General features: G+C 32.8%; 11 protein-coding genes, 1 tRNA gene and 7 pseudogenes. 17 read left to right on the top strand and 2 right to left on the bottom strand.

All coding sequences use genetic code 11. From position 1 onward, the window contains the following. The first annotated feature begins 22 nt into the window (after nt 1–22). The 17 genes and pseudogenes from OTBS_RS04020 (at nt 23) to OTBS_RS03940 (ending at nt 16,046) form a co-directional block, all read left to right on the top strand. Nucleotides 23–1,582: an NADP-dependent isocitrate dehydrogenase gene (locus tag OTBS_RS04020; protein WP_011944673.1), complete on the top strand. Its 1,560-nt coding sequence runs from the start codon at nt 23–25 to the stop codon at nt 1,580–1,582. Between the two features lie 150 nt (nt 1,583–1,732). Continuing rightward, nucleotides 1,733–1,809, top strand: a tRNA-Ile gene (locus OTBS_RS04015). 411 nt (nt 1,810–2,220) lie between these two features. Beyond that, nucleotides 2,221–5,658, top strand: a complete 3,438-nt coding sequence (locus OTBS_RS04010) for a sodium:solute symporter family transporter (RefSeq protein ID WP_011944672.1) — start codon at nt 2,221–2,223, stop codon at nt 5,656–5,658. 16 nt (nt 5,659–5,674) lie between these two features. Next, nucleotides 5,675–5,854 (top strand): annotated as a pseudogene (locus tag OTBS_RS11860) (transposase); the annotation flags it as partial. A gap of 102 nt (nt 5,855–5,956) precedes the next feature. Beyond that, the gene (locus OTBS_RS04005) at nt 5,957–6,157 is read left to right on the top strand and encodes a hypothetical protein (protein WP_011944470.1); all 201 of its coding nucleotides are present in this window, start codon (nt 5,957–5,959) and stop codon (nt 6,155–6,157) included. Nucleotides 6,158–6,287: 130 nt separating this feature from the next. Then, complete coding sequence (locus OTBS_RS04000; protein ID WP_080571797.1) at nt 6,288–7,526, top strand: tyrosine-type recombinase/integrase; 1,239 nt, start codon at nt 6,288–6,290, stop codon at nt 7,524–7,526. Nucleotides 7,527–7,651: 125 nt separating this feature from the next. Beyond that, nucleotides 7,652–7,987: a hypothetical protein gene (locus tag OTBS_RS03995; protein ID WP_011944246.1), complete on the top strand. Its 336-nt coding sequence runs from the start codon at nt 7,652–7,654 to the stop codon at nt 7,985–7,987. 26 nt (nt 7,988–8,013) lie between these two features. Further along, complete coding sequence (locus OTBS_RS03990; protein WP_232489023.1) at nt 8,014–8,538, top strand: type IV conjugative transfer system protein TraE; 525 nt, start codon at nt 8,014–8,016, stop codon at nt 8,536–8,538. Then, nucleotides 8,535–8,936, top strand: a complete 402-nt coding sequence (locus tag OTBS_RS03985) for a hypothetical protein (protein ID WP_011944247.1) — start codon at nt 8,535–8,537, stop codon at nt 8,934–8,936. Before OTBS_RS03990 ends, OTBS_RS03985 begins: the two co-directional genes overlap by 4 nt. Nucleotides 8,937–9,047: 111 nt before the next feature. Next, nucleotides 9,048–9,512, top strand: a complete 465-nt coding sequence (locus OTBS_RS03980) for a TrbI/VirB10 family protein (protein WP_011944248.1) — start codon at nt 9,048–9,050, stop codon at nt 9,510–9,512. Beyond that, nucleotides 9,512–9,802 carry a hypothetical protein gene (locus OTBS_RS03975; RefSeq protein WP_011944249.1) on the top strand — a complete coding sequence of 97 codons (291 nt, stop codon included), beginning with the start codon at nt 9,512–9,514 and terminating at the stop codon, nt 9,800–9,802. The genes OTBS_RS03980 and OTBS_RS03975 overlap by 1 nt, the downstream gene beginning before the upstream one ends. A gap of 52 nt (nt 9,803–9,854) precedes the next feature. Continuing rightward, nucleotides 9,855–10,678: pseudogene (locus OTBS_RS03970) on the top strand (TraU family protein); the annotation flags it as partial. Nucleotides 10,679–10,758: 80 nt separating this feature from the next. Next, nucleotides 10,759–11,079, top strand: coding sequence for a type-F conjugative transfer system pilin assembly protein TrbC (gene trbC, locus OTBS_RS03965; protein ID WP_011944350.1), 321 nt, complete (start codon nt 10,759–10,761; stop codon nt 11,077–11,079). Continuing rightward, nucleotides 11,076–12,767: pseudogene (gene traN / locus OTBS_RS18310) on the top strand (conjugal transfer protein TraN). Before trbC ends, traN begins: the two are co-directional and overlap by 4 nt. A 5-nt stretch (nt 12,768–12,772) precedes the next feature. Continuing rightward, nucleotides 12,773–13,479 (top strand): annotated as a pseudogene (locus tag OTBS_RS03950) (conjugal transfer protein TraF). Further along, a pseudogene (locus tag OTBS_RS03945) lies at nt 13,476–14,776 on the top strand (conjugal transfer protein TraH). The pseudogenes OTBS_RS03950 and OTBS_RS03945 overlap by 4 nt, the downstream one beginning before the upstream one ends. A 313-nt stretch (nt 14,777–15,089) precedes the next feature. Further along, nucleotides 15,090–16,046 carry a type IV secretion system DNA-binding domain-containing protein gene (locus OTBS_RS03940; protein ID WP_011944671.1) on the top strand — a complete coding sequence of 319 codons (957 nt, stop codon included), beginning with the start codon at nt 15,090–15,092 and terminating at the stop codon, nt 16,044–16,046. A 1-nt stretch (nt 16,047) separates the two neighbouring features. Here OTBS_RS03940 and OTBS_RS03935 read toward each other — a convergent pair. Further along, nucleotides 16,048–16,984, bottom strand: a pseudogene (locus OTBS_RS03935) (Rpn family recombination-promoting nuclease/putative transposase). After that, a pseudogene (locus OTBS_RS18305) lies at nt 16,969–18,065 on the bottom strand (toprim domain-containing protein). The pseudogenes OTBS_RS03935 and OTBS_RS18305 overlap by 16 nt, the downstream one beginning before the upstream one ends. Nucleotides 18,066–18,074: the final 9 nt, after the last annotated feature.

Below are 18,074 nucleotides of genomic sequence, written 5' to 3'. Positions count from 1 at the left end.
TAACACAACCTTAATAGCAAGCATGAAAAATGTTATTCCAGTAACAATTGCATATGGTGATGGTATTGGCCCAGAAATTATGGAAGCAGTAGTTTATGTTTTAAAAGAAGCAGCTGTACCTTTAAGGCTTGAAACAATAGAAATAGGCGAAAAATTATACAACAAATACTATACTTATGGTATTACTGAAGATACATGGTCTCAAATATTTCGTACAAAAGCATTACTTAAAGGGCCTGTTACTACTCCTCAAGGTGGAGGATATAAAAGCTTGAATGTCACTCTAAGAAAAACTTTAGGATTATATGCAAACGTTAGACCTAGCTGTTCTTATTTTCCATTTGTTAATACTTCAGCTCCAGAAATAGATGTAGTAATAATTCGTGAAAATGAAGAAGATTTATATGCAGGTATTGAATATCATCATACAGCAGATACATATGAATCCGTTAAGTTAATTAGTCGTAGTGGTAGTGAAAAAATTATTCGGTTTGCTTTTGAGTACGCACTAAAAAATAATAGAAAAACAATCAGCTGTTTTAGTAAAGATAATATCATGAAATTTACAGATGGAATATTTCATAAAACATTTAATGAAATAGCAAGTCAATATAGCAATATTCAAGTAGACCATTATCTTATTGATATTGGTAGCGCACGTTTGATTAGCTCTCCTCAAAAATTCGATGTAATAGTAACATCAAATTTATATGGCGATATCTTATCTGATATTGCAGCTAAAATTTCTGGTTCAATAGGACTAGCTGGTTCAGCAAATATTGGTAAAGACTATGCTATGTTTGAAGCTGTACATGGATCAGCACCTGATATAGCTGGTCAAAATATTGCTAACCCTTCTGGATTACTTAATGCAGCTATAATGATGTTAGTCCATCTTGGGTTAACTGAGCATGCAGCTAAAATAGAAAATGCCTTAAAAAAAACTATTGAAGATGGTATTCACACTGCAGATATTTATAATCCAAGCATTTCTAGTACAAAAGTTGGAACTAAAGAATTTGCTCAGGCTATAATTAACAATTTAGAACATAAGCCTAAAAAATTAAAGATAGCAGAATATCACAATCTTGATATCGAAAGCAATATTATCAATAATCCTCAAATTCAAACTATCACTGAAACTAGACAACAAAAAAAATTAGTTGGAGTAGACGTATTTTTTGATAGTCATAATATAATTGATTACCATCTCATTACTAAGCAATTAACAAAAAGAATAGCTAGCTTCAGTAGCTTGCATGGTATGCACCTAGTTACTATTTCAGCAAAAGGGCTAAAATTATGGCCTCATAGTACTGTTAGAGAAATGTTCAGTGATCATTGGTGTTGTCGTTTTATGGTACAAAGTAGCGGTAAAGATAAGACTGTTACAGCAAAAAACCTTACAATGAACGATATTCTAAGCCTACTTAATGATTTAGTAGCTACAATTAATAATTCAACAAATTCTAAATCTAAAGATGATAATTATGATAACAGCATCAAATTTGAACTAATTAAAGTGGAAAATCTATATCTATTTAATGATACAGTAGGATTTAGCTTAGCGCAAGGAGAGTAAAAATCAAATCACAAGTTACAAATGAAGGTGTTGTTAAGACTTGACTGTATATATTATTAAGTATATATTTACTTGCAAACATGTAGCAAGTATTACTAAGCTTGCTAAAATTTTTCAACTAAGCTTTATATCATATCAAGTTTACTATATAGGCCCATAGCTCAGTTGGTTAGAGCCCCTCGCTCATAACGAGGTTGTCACAGGTTCAAGTCCTGTTGGGCCTACCAGATTTTTTGGCAGTCTATATAAACTTATTTAACGACTTTTTTGATGATGTATTTTTCATTTTCCAATGTGTAACTGCCTTTCAGAATAAAGCTATACTTGCTAATTAAGTTAAATGAAATATTTTTACGCTTTCTGCAGTCTTTGAATGAGCTGCTTCGTTATGTTGTGCATCAGTAAAGCTATCTATACCACTTGTTTATACTTAGTTATAGAAACTTTTCTACTAAAAGTACGATATTGACAATGCAAATATATTATATCACTAATTAATTAATTAAGTGATATAATATATTAAAAAAAGATTTATATAAGATAAGAAAATCATAAAGCACCATCGTCAAGTTGATTATATCTCATAATGTTAGTTATGTAGTTGCAGTTACAATAATAGGATAAGGAGTAAGTTTTAAATGCCAGCATTAAATATAGACATAATTTTAGTAGGATTATTCTTGATAGCTAATCTAGCTATAGGGTTATGGTATGGAAAAGAAGTAAAGTCTGTTAGAGATTATGCTATTAGTGGAAGAAATTTTAGTACAGCAGCACTTACTGCAACTCTCATAGCTACATGGATTGGTGGTAGTACTTTTAGCTTTAAATTATCTCAGATATACACACTTGGAATACTTGCCTTCCTTCCTGTTATAGGGCAAGTATTGAACTTACTTATAACGGCTTATATTTTAATTCCAAGGATGCAGGAATTCTTAGGTAAGTTATCTGTTGCAGATGTAATGGGAGATTTATATGGTACGCATATTAGAACCATTACAGCTATTTGTTCTATAATTAGAGCATCTACAAGAATTGCTATGCAAATTAAAGTTTTTTCTACAATATTCTATCATTTTTTAGGAGTAGATAGTGTATATGCAACTCTGATTAGCAGTATGATAGTTATTATATATTCAGCCTTTGGAGGAATTAGGGCTGTAGTATTTACTGATGTTTTTCAATCTCTAGCTTTTGGAGCATTTATTCCAACTTTAGCAATACTTATCTGGGGTATGTTTGGTAGTTGGGAATCTATAGTAAATACTTTAACTACAAACCCTATATTTGATCCTAAAATATTACTAGACTACCATAATATCAATACACTAAAATATTATGGAATGTTTGTTTATTTTGTATTGCCTGAAATAAATCCAGCTATGTTTCATAGAGTTTTAATTGCTCGCAGTACAGTGCAAGCAGCTACTGCTTTTAAAGTCATGCTTCTTGTGCATTTGTCGTTTTGCATTTTTGTTGGATTCATAGGATTAACACTGCTATCAGCGCACCAGAATATAGAAGCTAACAATTTAGTACCATATATAATAGATAGCTATGCATATCCTGGATTTAAAGGACTGGTAGTAATTGGAATATCTGCCATGATTATGTCAACTGCCGATTCATGGATTAATTCTGCTTCTGTGATATTTGTTAACGATTTGTGCAAGCCTTTAGGATTATTTCAAAATGATGCAAAATTAGAGTTTAAAGCAGTTAGGATATTTGCCATATTTATCGGAGGAATAGGATTATATATTGCACTATCGCAAAAAAACTTATTAGATATATTATTATTTGGAGCAAGTTTTTCGACTGCAATAGTAGGAATACCATTAATGTTTACAATTTTAGGATTTAGAACTACTACTAGAGTAATATTATCAGGTATGATTGCTGGTATTGCAACTGTATTTATTTGGAATAGGTATTTTGATGCAGTATTACCAATAGGCGATGTAATTCCTACAGCTATAGTAAACTTCTCGGTAATGATGATAATGCACTACTGTCTTGGGGAGCCAGGAGGATGGGTTGGACCTAGTGATCGTAGGCCACTAAATGTTCTTAAAGAAAAACGCAAGCAACAGATTAATTCTATTTCAAGCTTCTTTAAGTCTTTATCTCATAGTTTTAGCTGGGATAATATTTGCGCTTACTGCAATAATGAAACATTCCGTGGTAGGCATTATTATATTGAGTACTCCGTTATTACAGCAGCATCATTAATGGTTATGTCATTATGTGGACAGGTAGAACATAATATTGCCTCAGCTTGGTTAGTTACAAAAGTGTCAGTTATACTTTTAGGGTTAGTGATGACTACGGCTTTGCTATATAATAATAAATGGAATGCAGATTTTCGAACTAAATATTTAGGTCTGATTTGGCATATTACGATATTTTATACTTTAGTATTTAGTAATACTTTATTAACTATGATTGGTGGTTCATCTCCAATATTACTAATGTGTTTTATATCTAACTTAGTTGTAGCAGGAATATTATTACAATGGCATACAGCTTTGTTTATGATATTGTTAGGTGTGCCAGTTGGAGCTAGAGTATTTAACATATTAGCCAGTTGGCGAGGTTACTTAGCTGATTATAATGAAGTTGATAATAATTTAGGAATGTATGTCATATGGGCATTAGCATTATTGACTGCTATACTATTGTTCATTAGATTAAGACAAAATCAATTTGTAGATAACACTAGATCTATGCTAGAGCTAAAAAATGATGTTGATGTTCTTAATCTGCGTTTAAATACTAAAAGCCAAAAAATGGAAATACTTCTTAATACTGAAAAACATATACTTAATAATTTAAGTCATGAAATAAAGTCACCATTATCAGTCGTTCGCACTACTATTAATTTACTAAGCAAATTTTTACCAAAATACTATAAAGATACCCAGATGATTCTCAAAGAAAAAGAAAGAGTATTAACTATGGTAACATTAGCAAATTCTGGTATCGAGAGATTAGTAGCGTACAGCAATAATTTGTTTGATTTATCAAAATTTGCACAAGGGCAGATGATATTTGACATAGAGCTCAATAACTTTCAATTAATGCTAAAAGAAATAATTGCTGAGTGCAACAAAGTAAATGTAGCTGAAAAACATATAATTAGTTTAAACTATGTTCCTCAAGCTGAGACAATGTTTGAATTTGATCATACCAGAATTAAAACTGTGATGCTGAATCTTATTTCAAATGCGATTCAATATTCTCAGTCTGGTTTGATTCTAATTACAGTAAAGCCATATAGATCTGGAGTAGAAGTATCAATTGAAGATGAAGGCGTTGGAATACCAGAAAATGAGCTAGAAGCAATCTTTGTACCATTTGAGGAAAGTAGCAGAACTAAATCTAAGGCTTGTGGCCGTGGGTTAGGGCTAACACTTGCTAAAGAAATTATATTAGCACATCATGGTGAAATTTGGGCAGAAAATCGACCTAATAATAGAGGAAGCAAATTTACTTTTAGATTACCATTACGACAGCCAGAAGGCGGCTTCAATAAAGCTGTTTATAGTAAAAGCGAGGTTTTTGGTAAAATATATAAAGACAGAATAGCAAAATTATTAAAAGGATTTGGTTATGAATGCAACTCTATTAATTCTCTCAAGGAGCTTGAAAATCATATTAGAGTTAATAAAAGCATTTTAATAGTTGATGATGATCAAAATATTTTAGATGCGATATCTTTAGATATATATGCTGAACAATATACTCCAGAACCAGTTAATAATGCTTTTGAAGCTGTTAAGTTGATTAAGGAAAATCCATTACAGTACTCTTTGGTATTACTTGATATGGTAATGCCTGAAAAAAGTGGAGAGCAAGTTGTGCAGGAAATTTATACGGTAACAAAAATGTATGGCATTCCTATTATTATTATTTCAGGTTATAGTCAAACCTATGAAACTAAAAACCTGCTTTATTCCATGGGAGTAGTAGCCTTCATTGAAAAACCTTATACCTATAATCAGCTCCGTAATGTTATCAACCACTATCTTAAGCAAACAATTATTCCCCTTCCTTATTCTTATCTCCCTTAGATTATATCCCTCTTTTATGTTAACTATTAGAGTTCAGATAGGCTTTTTGAAAAGTATATATTGCATCGATTCTACAAAGTTAGCAATTTGTCATAATAAACGTACCTCCAGCAATAGAGTTTTTAACAAAATTTCTAAAATTGGTAAAAGTAGTTATGGCTGGTTCTTAGTCTTTAAGCTTCATCTTATAATCAATAAGATGTGCTATAGGTAAAAATGCAAAGGTAGATCAAATATAAGGGAGAAGAAAAGTTAATTTTTATTAACTTCTATACTTTATAGAACCTACTATTAACTTGTGTTAACTTTTATTAATATTTTTAATCAAGCTTCAACTTTAACTATAAATATATTTCCAATATTTGTCAATATAACAAAAAAATTAAAGCAAAAGGTTGACAAAAGGTTGACAGAAAATTTAGGAAATTGGGGGCCAGTTTTCAATCTAGAGGTTAATCTAATGATCGAAAAATATATACAATCTAGGATTGATAAGTGATTTTCAAGTTATATGTATTATGAACAAATTAGTATAAAAATTTGCTATCAAATAAAAAGTATAATATAGATCATCTGTTTAATTAAACGTAATACTTTAATAATAAATATTAATATTATGTGGGGTGATTATGACTTCAATATCATCAAAGTTTATAAATCGAGCACTACGTAAAATTAAAATTCCTAAGGGAGAAAAATTATTAATTATCCACGATCCAGATATAATAGGACTTAAACTGAAAATCTCATGTACAGTCTGTGGAGGAATAGTAAGAAAAACATGGATTTTAGAACAAAAATATAAAAACCAGAGTTTAAAAATAAGGATAGTGGAATTTCCATATTTATCTATTAAAGAAGCTAGAAAAATAGCAAGAGAATTAAAGACATTAATGGCGAACGGAATAGATCCAAGAGCAGTAAAACATCAACAACAGATAGAAGAAAATGAGAATCGTATAAAAGAAAGAGAAAGAAAAGCTAACGATATTACATTCAAAGAGCTGTGTTATAAGTATATTGAAGAGTATGCCAAAATATATACTATAAACTGGAAAGAGAATGCTGACAGAGTACATACTTATGCACAAGCATTATATGAAAAAAAGATAAGCAAGATTCGAATGAGTGATATTGAACCAATATTCAATGATATCAGCAAAGAGGGAAAATATGCCACAGCAAATGCATTGCTAGCAACCTTACGCACTATATTTAATAAGGCAATAAAATGGGGATTAATAGAAAACAATCCTACTCTAGGGATAGAGCAGCATAAACTGCAAGCAAGAGAGAGACGTCTAAGTTACGATGAAATGGGTAGATTTTTACAAGTATTATGCGGAGAAGCAAGTCCATTGATAAGAGATTTTGCATTACTAGCGTTATATACTGGAGCTAGAAAAAGTAATGTGTTAGAGATGGAATGGGACAATATAGATTTTGAAAGAAAAATATGGCATATACCAAAAACTAAGAACGGAAAGGCGCAAAATATACCATTAACAGATGAGGCAATGGAAATATTGCAAGCAAGGAAATTAATATCTACAAGTAAATGGGTACTACCAAGTTCTACTAGCGAAAGCGGACACTTATCGCATCCAAATACCGCATGGAAGATAATTTGTGAAAAGGCAAGCATAAAAAATTTCAGAATACACGATCTAAGAAGGACGTTTGCAAGTTGTATGGGGGATGCAGGCGAAAGTCAGAGGACAATTAGTATAGCATTGAATCATATTAATCCAAACTCAACAATACCTTATACTATAGCTTGTATGGAGTTAGTACGAGAGTATATGTCTAAGGCTATACAAATAATTAGTGAATGTGCTAGAAGTTATAATATTTATAATACTATCTGACTGATATAAACGTTGTGGTAAGAATAGTGCGATTTCATGTCGCACATGCATATATGAACACTAATTATTGCAGGTAAAATCTGTGTTTGAAGATATTTAGCTAATTTAAACATTATAGTAGCAGAATGAGAAATCTCATGCTACAATTGAGGCTGAAGGTGATTATACAAAATCAAAAATTATGTTGGGCATTATCGAGGCCGTTGAAGTATATGGGTTTGAGCATTGACGAATGGGGAGTAGTGCTAGCTGGAGTAGCTCCAGGAATTGTACTACTAAACAGCAGGCATGCTAAATTAGGCCTAGCCTTTATGGTTGGAGGAATTGCTCTATGTTATTGCTTTAAGAAAATTAAGAAGGTATCTGAGAATTTTTTGCTAAAAAGTTTTTTAGTAGCTAAAGGTTTATTGCCAGCTCCATTAGGATATCCAAGGCTTTTGGGCAAAAAAGTTGGCAAGTAATGAATCATCTCTTTAAGTAAAATGCTATACAAGAGCTGGTTAAATATAATAAATGCTTACTTTCAGTAACTATATTGCTAGCTGCAGCTAATATAATTGCGATAATGGCTGCAATTACCAAAGAAGAAAAGTGGTTATTAATTCCAGCAATGGAGCCTGATCGTAAAATGATGGTTTCATCAAAAAATTACCATGAAACCTATTTAAAGGAATGGGCAATTTATGTAACGAAACTCTTATTTACTACTTCTCCAAATGAGGTAGAAAGACAAATAGCAGACATGAAAGTTGCATCTAGTAATACTGAATCTTTAAATAAATTTTTTCATGATCACTTGCAATTTGTTAAAGGCTCAAATGTGTCTTCAGTCTTTTTTCCGAAGAAGGTTGAAGTGATAAAGGATGGAGTATTAATTAGTGGAACGCTTCGTTATTGGTTTAGCGATAGTAAACATATAGCTGTCGATAAGACTTACCTTTTGACTTACAAGCGAAGTCCTAATTACCTTTTGTTGTTAACTGGCGTTAAAGAGAATGGAATAAAAAAATGAGTATTAGAATTTTGAGGTTTATGATAGGGTTTATTGCTTTAGTCAAGTTTAGTGATGTATATGCGGTAGAATATGAGTTAGAAGTTGATAATTTGCTGAAGCTTGAGATTTCTGATAGTGGGCCAACAAGAATTAATCTTAAAGATGAAAAAATCAATGATATTTTTATGTATCCTCAAAATGCAGCCGAAGTTGTAGTTCATGAGTCTGGATGTTTGTTTATTGCTCCACGAGAAGAAGAAAAGAAGCTTTATTTAACAGTAATAGGAGAACACAAAACAATTCAAGATTTAATGTTAACTTTTACTCCAAAAACTCCAAGCCATGTAACGCTTATTAATGCTGCTACAGAAGAAGCTGAAAAGGATAATTCAAAAGGAAAAATAAAATTAGCTTAAAATGCTAGTTTTTACTTTAAAGCTTGTTAAGCTCAGCATCAAGCATATTAAAACTGCTTCAAAGTAAAATTTCATTATGGAGATATTATTGAAAACAAGGCGGAAGGCTGGTTGATAGGTGAAGATGGACGTTCTGGAATTAAAGGAATCGTGGTAGATAAATCGTCTAACATAGCAAGCATGGCTGCATTAAATGGAGTATTTAGCAATATTGCTAAGTTTCTACAAGCTAAGGCTATTAAACCTGATATGCTACCAACTTTAAACCTAGTAGCTGGAGGTCATCAACAACAAGAGTTTCAGATTGGAGATGCGCTTCAGTCTGGAGCTTACTCTGGAGCTAGTAATGCTTTTGATAAGCTAGCTGATTTTGCTATAAAACAAGCTGATTCTATGAGCCCAGTCGTTCTTATTGCGTCAGGTAGAGTCATCGATGTTGTATTTAAAAAAGGTTTTGACTTACGTGAGCACAAGAAGAAGCCACATAATTTAACTTATTCACAATCAACTAACAATGAAAAAGTTAATTTGCATAATAAATTCGACCAATCACAAAAGTTAGAGGAGCATTTATAATGAAGTTTTTATTATTGCTATTGGGCTGTATGAGCCTAACAAGCTTCTTTTTCGAAAGTAATTTTGATTGTAAAATTCCTAAAGGGCAAAAATGTAAGTCTTTATATGAAATAAAGAAAATGGCTGCTCAAGGAGTTTTTGACCCTGATAATGTTGAGAAAGTTGAAACATCAAAAATTAAATCAAAAAGGCGTTGTGTTCTATACTGTAAGCGATCTAAAGCAGTTCAAGGTGTAGCTGTTGTTAACACTTCACCTAAAAAACCAAAAATGAGTGATATTGCAACTTAAAAATGATTTATGTGATAATATAGGTTAAATTACTATATCTCTGTACTTTACAAACACTTCAATGCCTGATACTAATGCTTCTGGTAGACTTATATGTCTTTGTCCTAAGCCAGGGATTCCAATACCTGTACCTGGTATATTCCGGTAGGATTTTGGGAGCCAGTACGCCTTGTAGATGTTACAAAGTCGCCAATGTGTATGGTAAGTCTTGGAGGTTTGTCATTTGGAAGTGCTACTCAAAAAGGCATGAAAGATGAGGCTGAAGGAAGTGCTTTTTATCACATTCATTGGTATGTCTATCCTGTGATTTATTGGCTGGAAATTTTGCTTGATTTTATTTGTCTGGAAATGGCTGCAGTCGATATAGCATATTTAACAGAGTTTGATCCATTATGGAGTGATGACGCTAAATCTGCGATTTTAAATCCAGAAACGCTGTTGTTTCAAAATGTAGCTGCTTATCAAGCATGTATAGCTGATTGCATGAGTTGCAGCGCTGGTTTATTAGCAAGTGATTATGCTTTTTGGTGTGCTGAATGTCAAGGAATGCTTTACCCTTTTACTGGAACAGCTGCGGCGCATAATGGTGGAGTTGGAACATCTGTATTAATGGTAAGTAAGTTTATGGCTAGAATGCATAGGCAACTGATGTTATGGGGATATTATGGTTATAAAGGCTTATGTGGCAAGTATCCCATGCCTATTATGAAGAAAAGTCAGTATCGACTACAAATGACTTATCCGATTCCAGAAACCAGATCCTGCAAGAGCATAGGCCAAACAGAAGCTACATGGCAGGCTGGAAGAGAATTTCCAGTTAATGGTGAAGATTTTGGTTACTTGATTTGGCGAAAAAGAGATTACTGTTTGCTTTGATAAGGGTTAGAGAGGAATATGGTTATACGAGTAATGATGTTGATGGTTTTATTATTTGTTAATAATGCTAATGCTTTTTTTTGGGCCAGCAAAAAACTTTTATTTTTGTCTCATTTTCAATGAGTGATGAGGCTTTAAAAAGCTATTTTGCTGAATCTCAAAAGGCTGGAGCTCAATTGATTATGCGTGGGTTAATTAATAACTCATTTACACAAACAAAGAATAAAACTATGGAGCTTGGTATTAGCTTCGATATAGATCCTAGCTTGTTTGAACAATATAAAATTGATGTTGTTCCTGTGATAGTAATAGATGATGAAAAAAGAGGATTAACCAAGAAATTAACTGGCCATATTCCTTTAGCAATAGCATTAGAAATTATGAATGAGAATACTCAATGAGATTATTATCTATATTAACTTTTTGATAGTGCTCAATATTAGCTGTTGTTTAGCTTCAATGCAAAGCAGTTATAATGAAGCTAGCAACTATAATGTAAATCTTGGAAATTCTTCAAATACACAAGAATTATTTCATCAAGGTAGTAATGTCAATTATCCTAACAATGATGAGGATTTAACCTACCATGGCCGTAATCAGCTTGGTACAGAAAGTGGGGCAATGTTATTTCAAGCTGAAAACAGTAAAAACAATGCCTTAACTCAACATAATATCAACGATCAAAATTATATGATAGCTAATTCAATGAGAATTGAATCTGATCCTTTAAGTGCCCTTGATAGCAGTAACTTCGTAACTCAGACAAGTAAAACTAATACTGAAATTATTCAAAGTTGTAATGAAGGTAGTAATTTTAACATTGAACTTATTCGAGAATTAAATGTTGAGTGCAGATTAGAGAATGTATGGCTTTCTTGGCAAAACCGGCAAATGGAATTTGCAACAGAAGAAATAGTAGAGAATCATAGTAATTGGCTTAATGGTCGTGCAGATTTCCATGACGTAGATAAAAATAATGAAAAAATATACAAGTTAGCAGGTGATAGCCAAATGGCTGCAAGACGAATGAGGAGTGCTGTTGCTGATAGGCTTGGCGTATCTATAGAGCATATTGGAACAAAGTTTATATTATATCAAAAAGAGGTAAAATATGTATACTTCGCTATGACTACAGAGATAAGACTCAAGAACTAAGGGAAGTAGCAGAATATTGGCAAGTTGTAAAGCCTGAACTTGAACAATTAATAGAAAGTAATGAATGCTATGAGGTGAATAGACTCAACTATGAGAGTGGTGATAGAGTATTTTTTGACAAGTTTAGAGTCAATCGTTCATATTGGAAACAAAAGATTGTTTTTTCTTGTACTAGCGATCCAAAAGATGGTTGCAAACACCTTAAAATTCAAAATTGTGAATTAAAAACAGCACTTGCCAAAAATCAGTAGCAAATATTTGTTTACTATGGCAGCATGACTATAGCTGTTCAACTGATGAGCAAACAATGCTACACTCATCATTGCGTAATAACTCAATTTTTTGTTTAGGAGGTAATTGCAACACTCCGACTATTATACCAAACAGAGATATAGCTAAGGTAGCTCATCTAGCGATGCTAAATCAGATGAGCAAGGACATTAAAACAAATCCCGTTTCTGTATTTTCAGGTAAACATCGAAAATGCAAAAAAGATGTATTTAGTTTTTTGAATTGCTGCTCTTCAATGACTGGCTGGGGGCGTGATATAGGCTTATCGCAATGCAAATCTAAGGAACAAGAATTAGCTCTATATAGAAAAAAAGGTTACTGCTATTACATTGGAACCTATTGTTCTTCAAGAATTCCGATATTGGGTATTTGCCTAGCTAGAAAGTCTACTTATTGCTGCTTTCAGTCAAAACTTGCAAGAATTTTTCAGGAAGAAGCAAGAAAGCAGCTAAAAATAGACTTCGGTACACCTGAATGTCCAAAGTGTAGAGGCCTTACTGTTGAAGAGTTACAAAAAGTTGATTTCACTAAAATCAATATGGATGAACTATTTGGAGATATACTCACTAAGGCTCAAAACAGCATGAACAAAGACATTATTGCAGGAATCAAAGATAAAGTTCATCGTATGCAACAAAGTTAGTCTAAATGAGCAGATTATTAATGTTTATGATATTAATTAGTCATTTATCCACTGTTGATGCTTCACCAACAAGATTTTTATGGTACAATGATAAACATGGTCATGAGCTTGATGACTCTGCTGCTAATTCTAAGTTGATGAGTGTGGCTCATGACCAGAGAATCGAGGAATTAAAGGAGCAATTTAATCGAGCTCAGCGCGTATAGCGCTTGATAATCCAACGCTCGAAAATGTGATTACAGCTCAAAGATTGCAGAAGCAAATCATGGAGAAGGCTCATAAGTTTGCTACTATGTGGCAACTAGCTACTCTACTTGATTACCAACTGATTAATGCTAATGAGCCTGCTAATAGCTTACATAGAAAGCTATATCAAGAAAAATCAGAGCAAAAAAATGATTTCAAACTCAAAAACATTGCTAAAAACTGGGGATTGATTTTGCAAGTTAAACAAGATTGCTTGCTCTGTAAGGCCTTTATGCCTATTGTTCAGTGCTTTGCTAATAAATATGCATTTCAGTTGCTAGCTGTCAGTAAGAATAATGAGTTGCTTAATAAACTAAATCCTAAGCATATTGTACCTGTATTATATTCAGTAGCTAGCGATGGTAAAAAAATATATGCAGTAGCTAGAGGCATAATCTCTGAAGATAAAATTATCGACAATATTCTAGCAATCGATAGATATTATCATAAGTTGGAGACTACATGAGCACCAAAATCAGAGTTTATGCCATTACAATGCTATTATTGCTACAAGCTCCAGTATCACTAGCTTGGAATATCGAAAACGTATTTCAAGGAATGAGTGTTAATGTTACTAGAGCTGGATCATATCAGGATCAAGCGGCTGGATATTATGCGGCTGGCGGATTATCTGCCAGAACAAGCCAAACATCATTTCAGCCATTTGCTATAACTCCACCATCTTTAAACATGAGCTGTAGCAGTATTGATGCCTATCTTGGTAGCTTCTCTGTTATTTCTGGAGAAGAATTAGTTCAATTGATGAAAAACATTGGTTCTCAAGCTAAAGTCTATGCTTTTTCATTAGGATTAAAAACATTTGCTCCACAGATTGAGAACGCTCTCAAGGACTTACGTAATCTAGCAATGGAGATGAATCAATTTGCCAAAGGAGATTGTGAATTAACAAAAGCATTATTTGCTACAGCTTTACCAAAGAACTGGGCTATGAGAGAAGCTGTTTGCCGTGATATACAGTCACAAAGCGGGTTTGATTATTTTGCTGCTGGTAAAAAATGTCGTAATGATTTAGCCCAAAAACAAGCTCTGCGACAAGCACAAAATAAGGATTCAGAGTTATGCTGGATGATTATAACATCTTCACTAAAGCAGCAGCAAAGGTTGGAATACCATCAAATATGCGTGATTCAATCATGTCTATGACTGGCACTATCGTGGTTACAAACAATAATGTGTACTTTTTTGACTCCTTAGCTCAGGATGAAAAAAGTTGGATTAGTCATTTAAAAGGTGGAGAATCAGCTTCAATTTACAGCTGTGATAGTGTTAGTTGCCTGCATCCAAGCCTACAACGAAATATCACAATATCACCAGAGCAGTCTTATGCAGGTAAAGCTAAGCAAAAATTGACTGATCTAAAAAATAAGTTTGATAAGAATTCTGAATATAGCAACTCTGAAATAGCCTTTTTATCTTCGATTGGAGATATATTTCCAATTTATGATTATATCACATTAGAAGCTATTTCTGGAGTCACAATTTTAGAGATCTCATCAGAATTAATAGCTAGCTATACATTAGTTCAGCATTTGAAGGAAGTAATCACCGAAATACGTAGAGCCGTTACTTCACTAGGTGCTAAGCAAGTTTCGAATGAACATTTAGAAAGATATTTGAAGGAATTGAATCGAGTACAACTTTTTGCAAATGAAAAATGGACTAGCCTACAAACCGATGCAAGTCGAATAGATAAAAGGGCTAGATTAATAGAGCAGCATTTAATAGCGAAGGAGAAAAGTTAATGGATTACGTAATATACACATTTGGTGGTGGAGATCTGTTATGGCATGTGTTTAATGGCATAGGCAGAGGTCTTTGCTTCAAATAGCGAATACTTCACTCCAGTGGGTCACTTAGCCTTGACTATTGGTGGCATATGGGCTGCTACTAGGGCTATTTTTAGAGGAAATATCGGCATCTTTGCTATGGGAATGGTTTTTTCCATCGATATTTATTTTTACGCTGTTATTTGCCCCCAAATCTACTGTTTGGCTGAAGGATGAAGTATCAATGAGTGCGCCAGTAAAGGTTGATAATATTCCCATAAGTATTGCAATGTTTGCTTCTCTTTCATCGCAAACGAGTTACTTTGTATCTAAAATTGATGACTTTTTTGCTAAAAATGCTGAATTAGTCTTGTCTGAAGCGTTGAAGCTATATCAGGATGACAAAGATATCATAAAACTAATTCATACAATCATTTACTCTGATAATAGACAATTTGTAAAAGCTTTTAGAAACACCGCTGTATCAGGCATTATAAGCGAAAGCGCGCCTGAAACTTCTGCGGGAATTCAATCTACTCTTGGAAAGAATATTACTTCGCTACAATATTTAAAGCCTGGAGGTAATTTTAGCATCAAGGAATGGTTTAGTAATTCTGCTGAAACTGGATGGCTATTTATCACAGCTACTCCAAGTCAAAGAGCTACTTTACAGCCACTTATTTCAGCATGGATAAGTATAGCTATCAAAGCTTTGATGTGTAGAAATCCTAATCATGATAACAAAAACATATGGTTTATACTTGATGAACTGCCAGCTCTACAAAAAGTTTCATCTTTACCAGTTGCTTTAGCTGAAAGTAGAAAGTATGGAGGCTGCTTTGTTGCTGGGTTGCAGAACATTCATCAATTAGAAGCAATATATGGTTCTGCTGAATGTGCTTCTATGCTTGATTTGTTTAATAGTAAATTTATTTTTCGAGTTAGCGATCAGGTTACAGCTTATAAATCAGCATTAACACTAGGTGAGCAAGAGATAATTGAAACTCAAGAAAACTTGTCATATGGATCAAATACTATGCGAGATGGAGTAAATATGAATAATGTTGAGCGTAAAAAGCTTTTAGTTATGCCATCTGAAATTATGAATCTACCAGACCTTACATGTTATGTAAAGCTTGTTGGTAACTTTCCCATCACAAAACTAACTATGAAGCTACAAAACTTAAATATAGCATATGTTTGGGGATATACATTGCTCAAAAAACTTAAGTTAGTGAATTATTAATTCAAGAATTATCCATGCTAACTTTTAAATTAACCACTTCTTCGTTTGATAACCCAGTATTTTCAGCAATAAATTCAACTGAAAAGCCAGCTTTTAATAAGTTCCTTGCAAGCCCTTGTGCAGCTTCAGCTCTGCCTTTAGCTATGCCTTCATCAATATATTTTGCAGCAATTGTTTCCATAATCCTTTTTCTATCCTCAATTGATAAATTTTCGTCCAGTAATTGTTTTAACCTAGGTTGCTCATTTTTACTAACCTTACTTATAGTATAATGCAATAACGCTTTTATGTAAAGAAAGCCATTTTCTTTATCTTTTTGTGCTATTTCGTGTAGTGTATTAAAAAATTTTGCCCATAGCTCTATTATATCCTGTTGATTATGAATATACTTCATAAAATGAACTAGTGCAGCAGTTGCTTTTCTTTTTATTTCACTATCTGGCATTGCTTGCCAATCGATTAATAAGTATTCAGAGCTCATCAACTCCTTTAGCTAATTTAGGATCATCAAACAGTTCCCATAAGCTTCTCGTAGCATTAAATCGGTCAGCTCCATGATATACTACAATTGGTACAACAATTGGTAATTTTCCACGTTCTTTTTTACGCTTTTTAAGTCCTTTTTTATGCCTTTTTAATATTGATAATGTGTATTGCCATAATTTGAACGCAATCCAATAATCAGATCTTAATTCTGCCTCAATAAGTACATATATAAATGCATTATTATTATTTTTTGTTTTAACTGAAAATAGTACGTCACACATACTACGGCGTAGATTGGCTTCAACAAACGATTCTTGCTCAACTTTTATAGTATTTAAATCTAGTACGTTTTTAACTTCATTTGGTAAAAAGTCATTTATAAAATCCAGAGCTGCTTTTGGTTCATTCATTAAATCTTTAAATAGCCCATCGTGTTTTAAATTTTCAGACATAATCTTGGTTGTATATTAGTTTGTATGGATTCATTCTTTTCAGTAAGTTTTCTTATTTCAGGGCTGATAATATTTCTAACAGCATATAACCCTTGAGTTTTTAATAGATTATTGAAGTCATTTTTGACTGTGCAGACTGTTGCTCCCTTATCATCTAAAACTTTTTCTGCTTTTTCAGTATTTACGTCATTTTTAACTGCTAGAATGATCTTTTCTTTTGAGGCAGGATTATAGTTTTGCAAATTTTGGGCTTCAATGGCACATAAGATTTTTCCTTCGACTCCAGCATGTTTAATGCTTAGAGCAGTTTCAATATTCTCTGTAAGAATTGTTATAGAAGAGTAGTCTGAATTTTGTTGAGCAATTTCAACAAATGATCCACTAATTGTACCAACAGAATTTTCAGCTGCATCCGCTTTATTACATGTTTTTGAATTCAAGGCTAATATCTTAGCTCCAGTAATTTCATCTTTGTCATTTTTAACAAAAATAGTGAGTGCAGGCCAGGATTTTTGAGTCTTTTCATCAAAAACCATATTTGCTCTTAAATTAGGATTGTCAAAGATTTTTGAACTATAAATTTCTGTATGATTTTCTAAAAATTTGTTGACTGTTGTTACTTCCGCATTAGCTTTTTCCTTTTTGTTATAGTCGTATAGGGGTAAAGATTTTGCATATAATTCTTTAACCTCACTTTGATTCGTTATTAATTCACTTTGTATTTCATTAAATTTAGTAAGTTTAGCAATTTCAGGTATTATGATCTGTCTAATAGCTTCAGCCCCATGAATTTGTAATAGGTCGTGAAATCACCTTCTTGTGTTGGCATCACTTTTAACACCTTTGCTCCACTATTTTCGAGTGTTTTTTTCGCTTTATCAACAGTATTCATTGTTATAGAATTTTGTCCATCATTATCTGCCGCTATGATTATTTTTTCTCCTTCAAATGGTTGATAGTTCTTGAAATTATGTATACCAACAGCAGCGATAATTTTTCCATTAATTCCTGCTTGTTTTAGACTTAAAGCTGTTTCAACGCCTTCTGTTATGATTGTTATAGGCGAATCATGTGGTGCCAATGTACTAAT

Origin of the sequence: Orientia tsutsugamushi str. Boryong, assembly GCF_000063545.1 — a bacterium.
Lineage (GTDB): Bacteria > Pseudomonadota > Alphaproteobacteria > Rickettsiales > Rickettsiaceae > Orientia > Orientia tsutsugamushi_C.
This window is presented reverse-complemented; position numbering and strand designations above follow the sequence as displayed.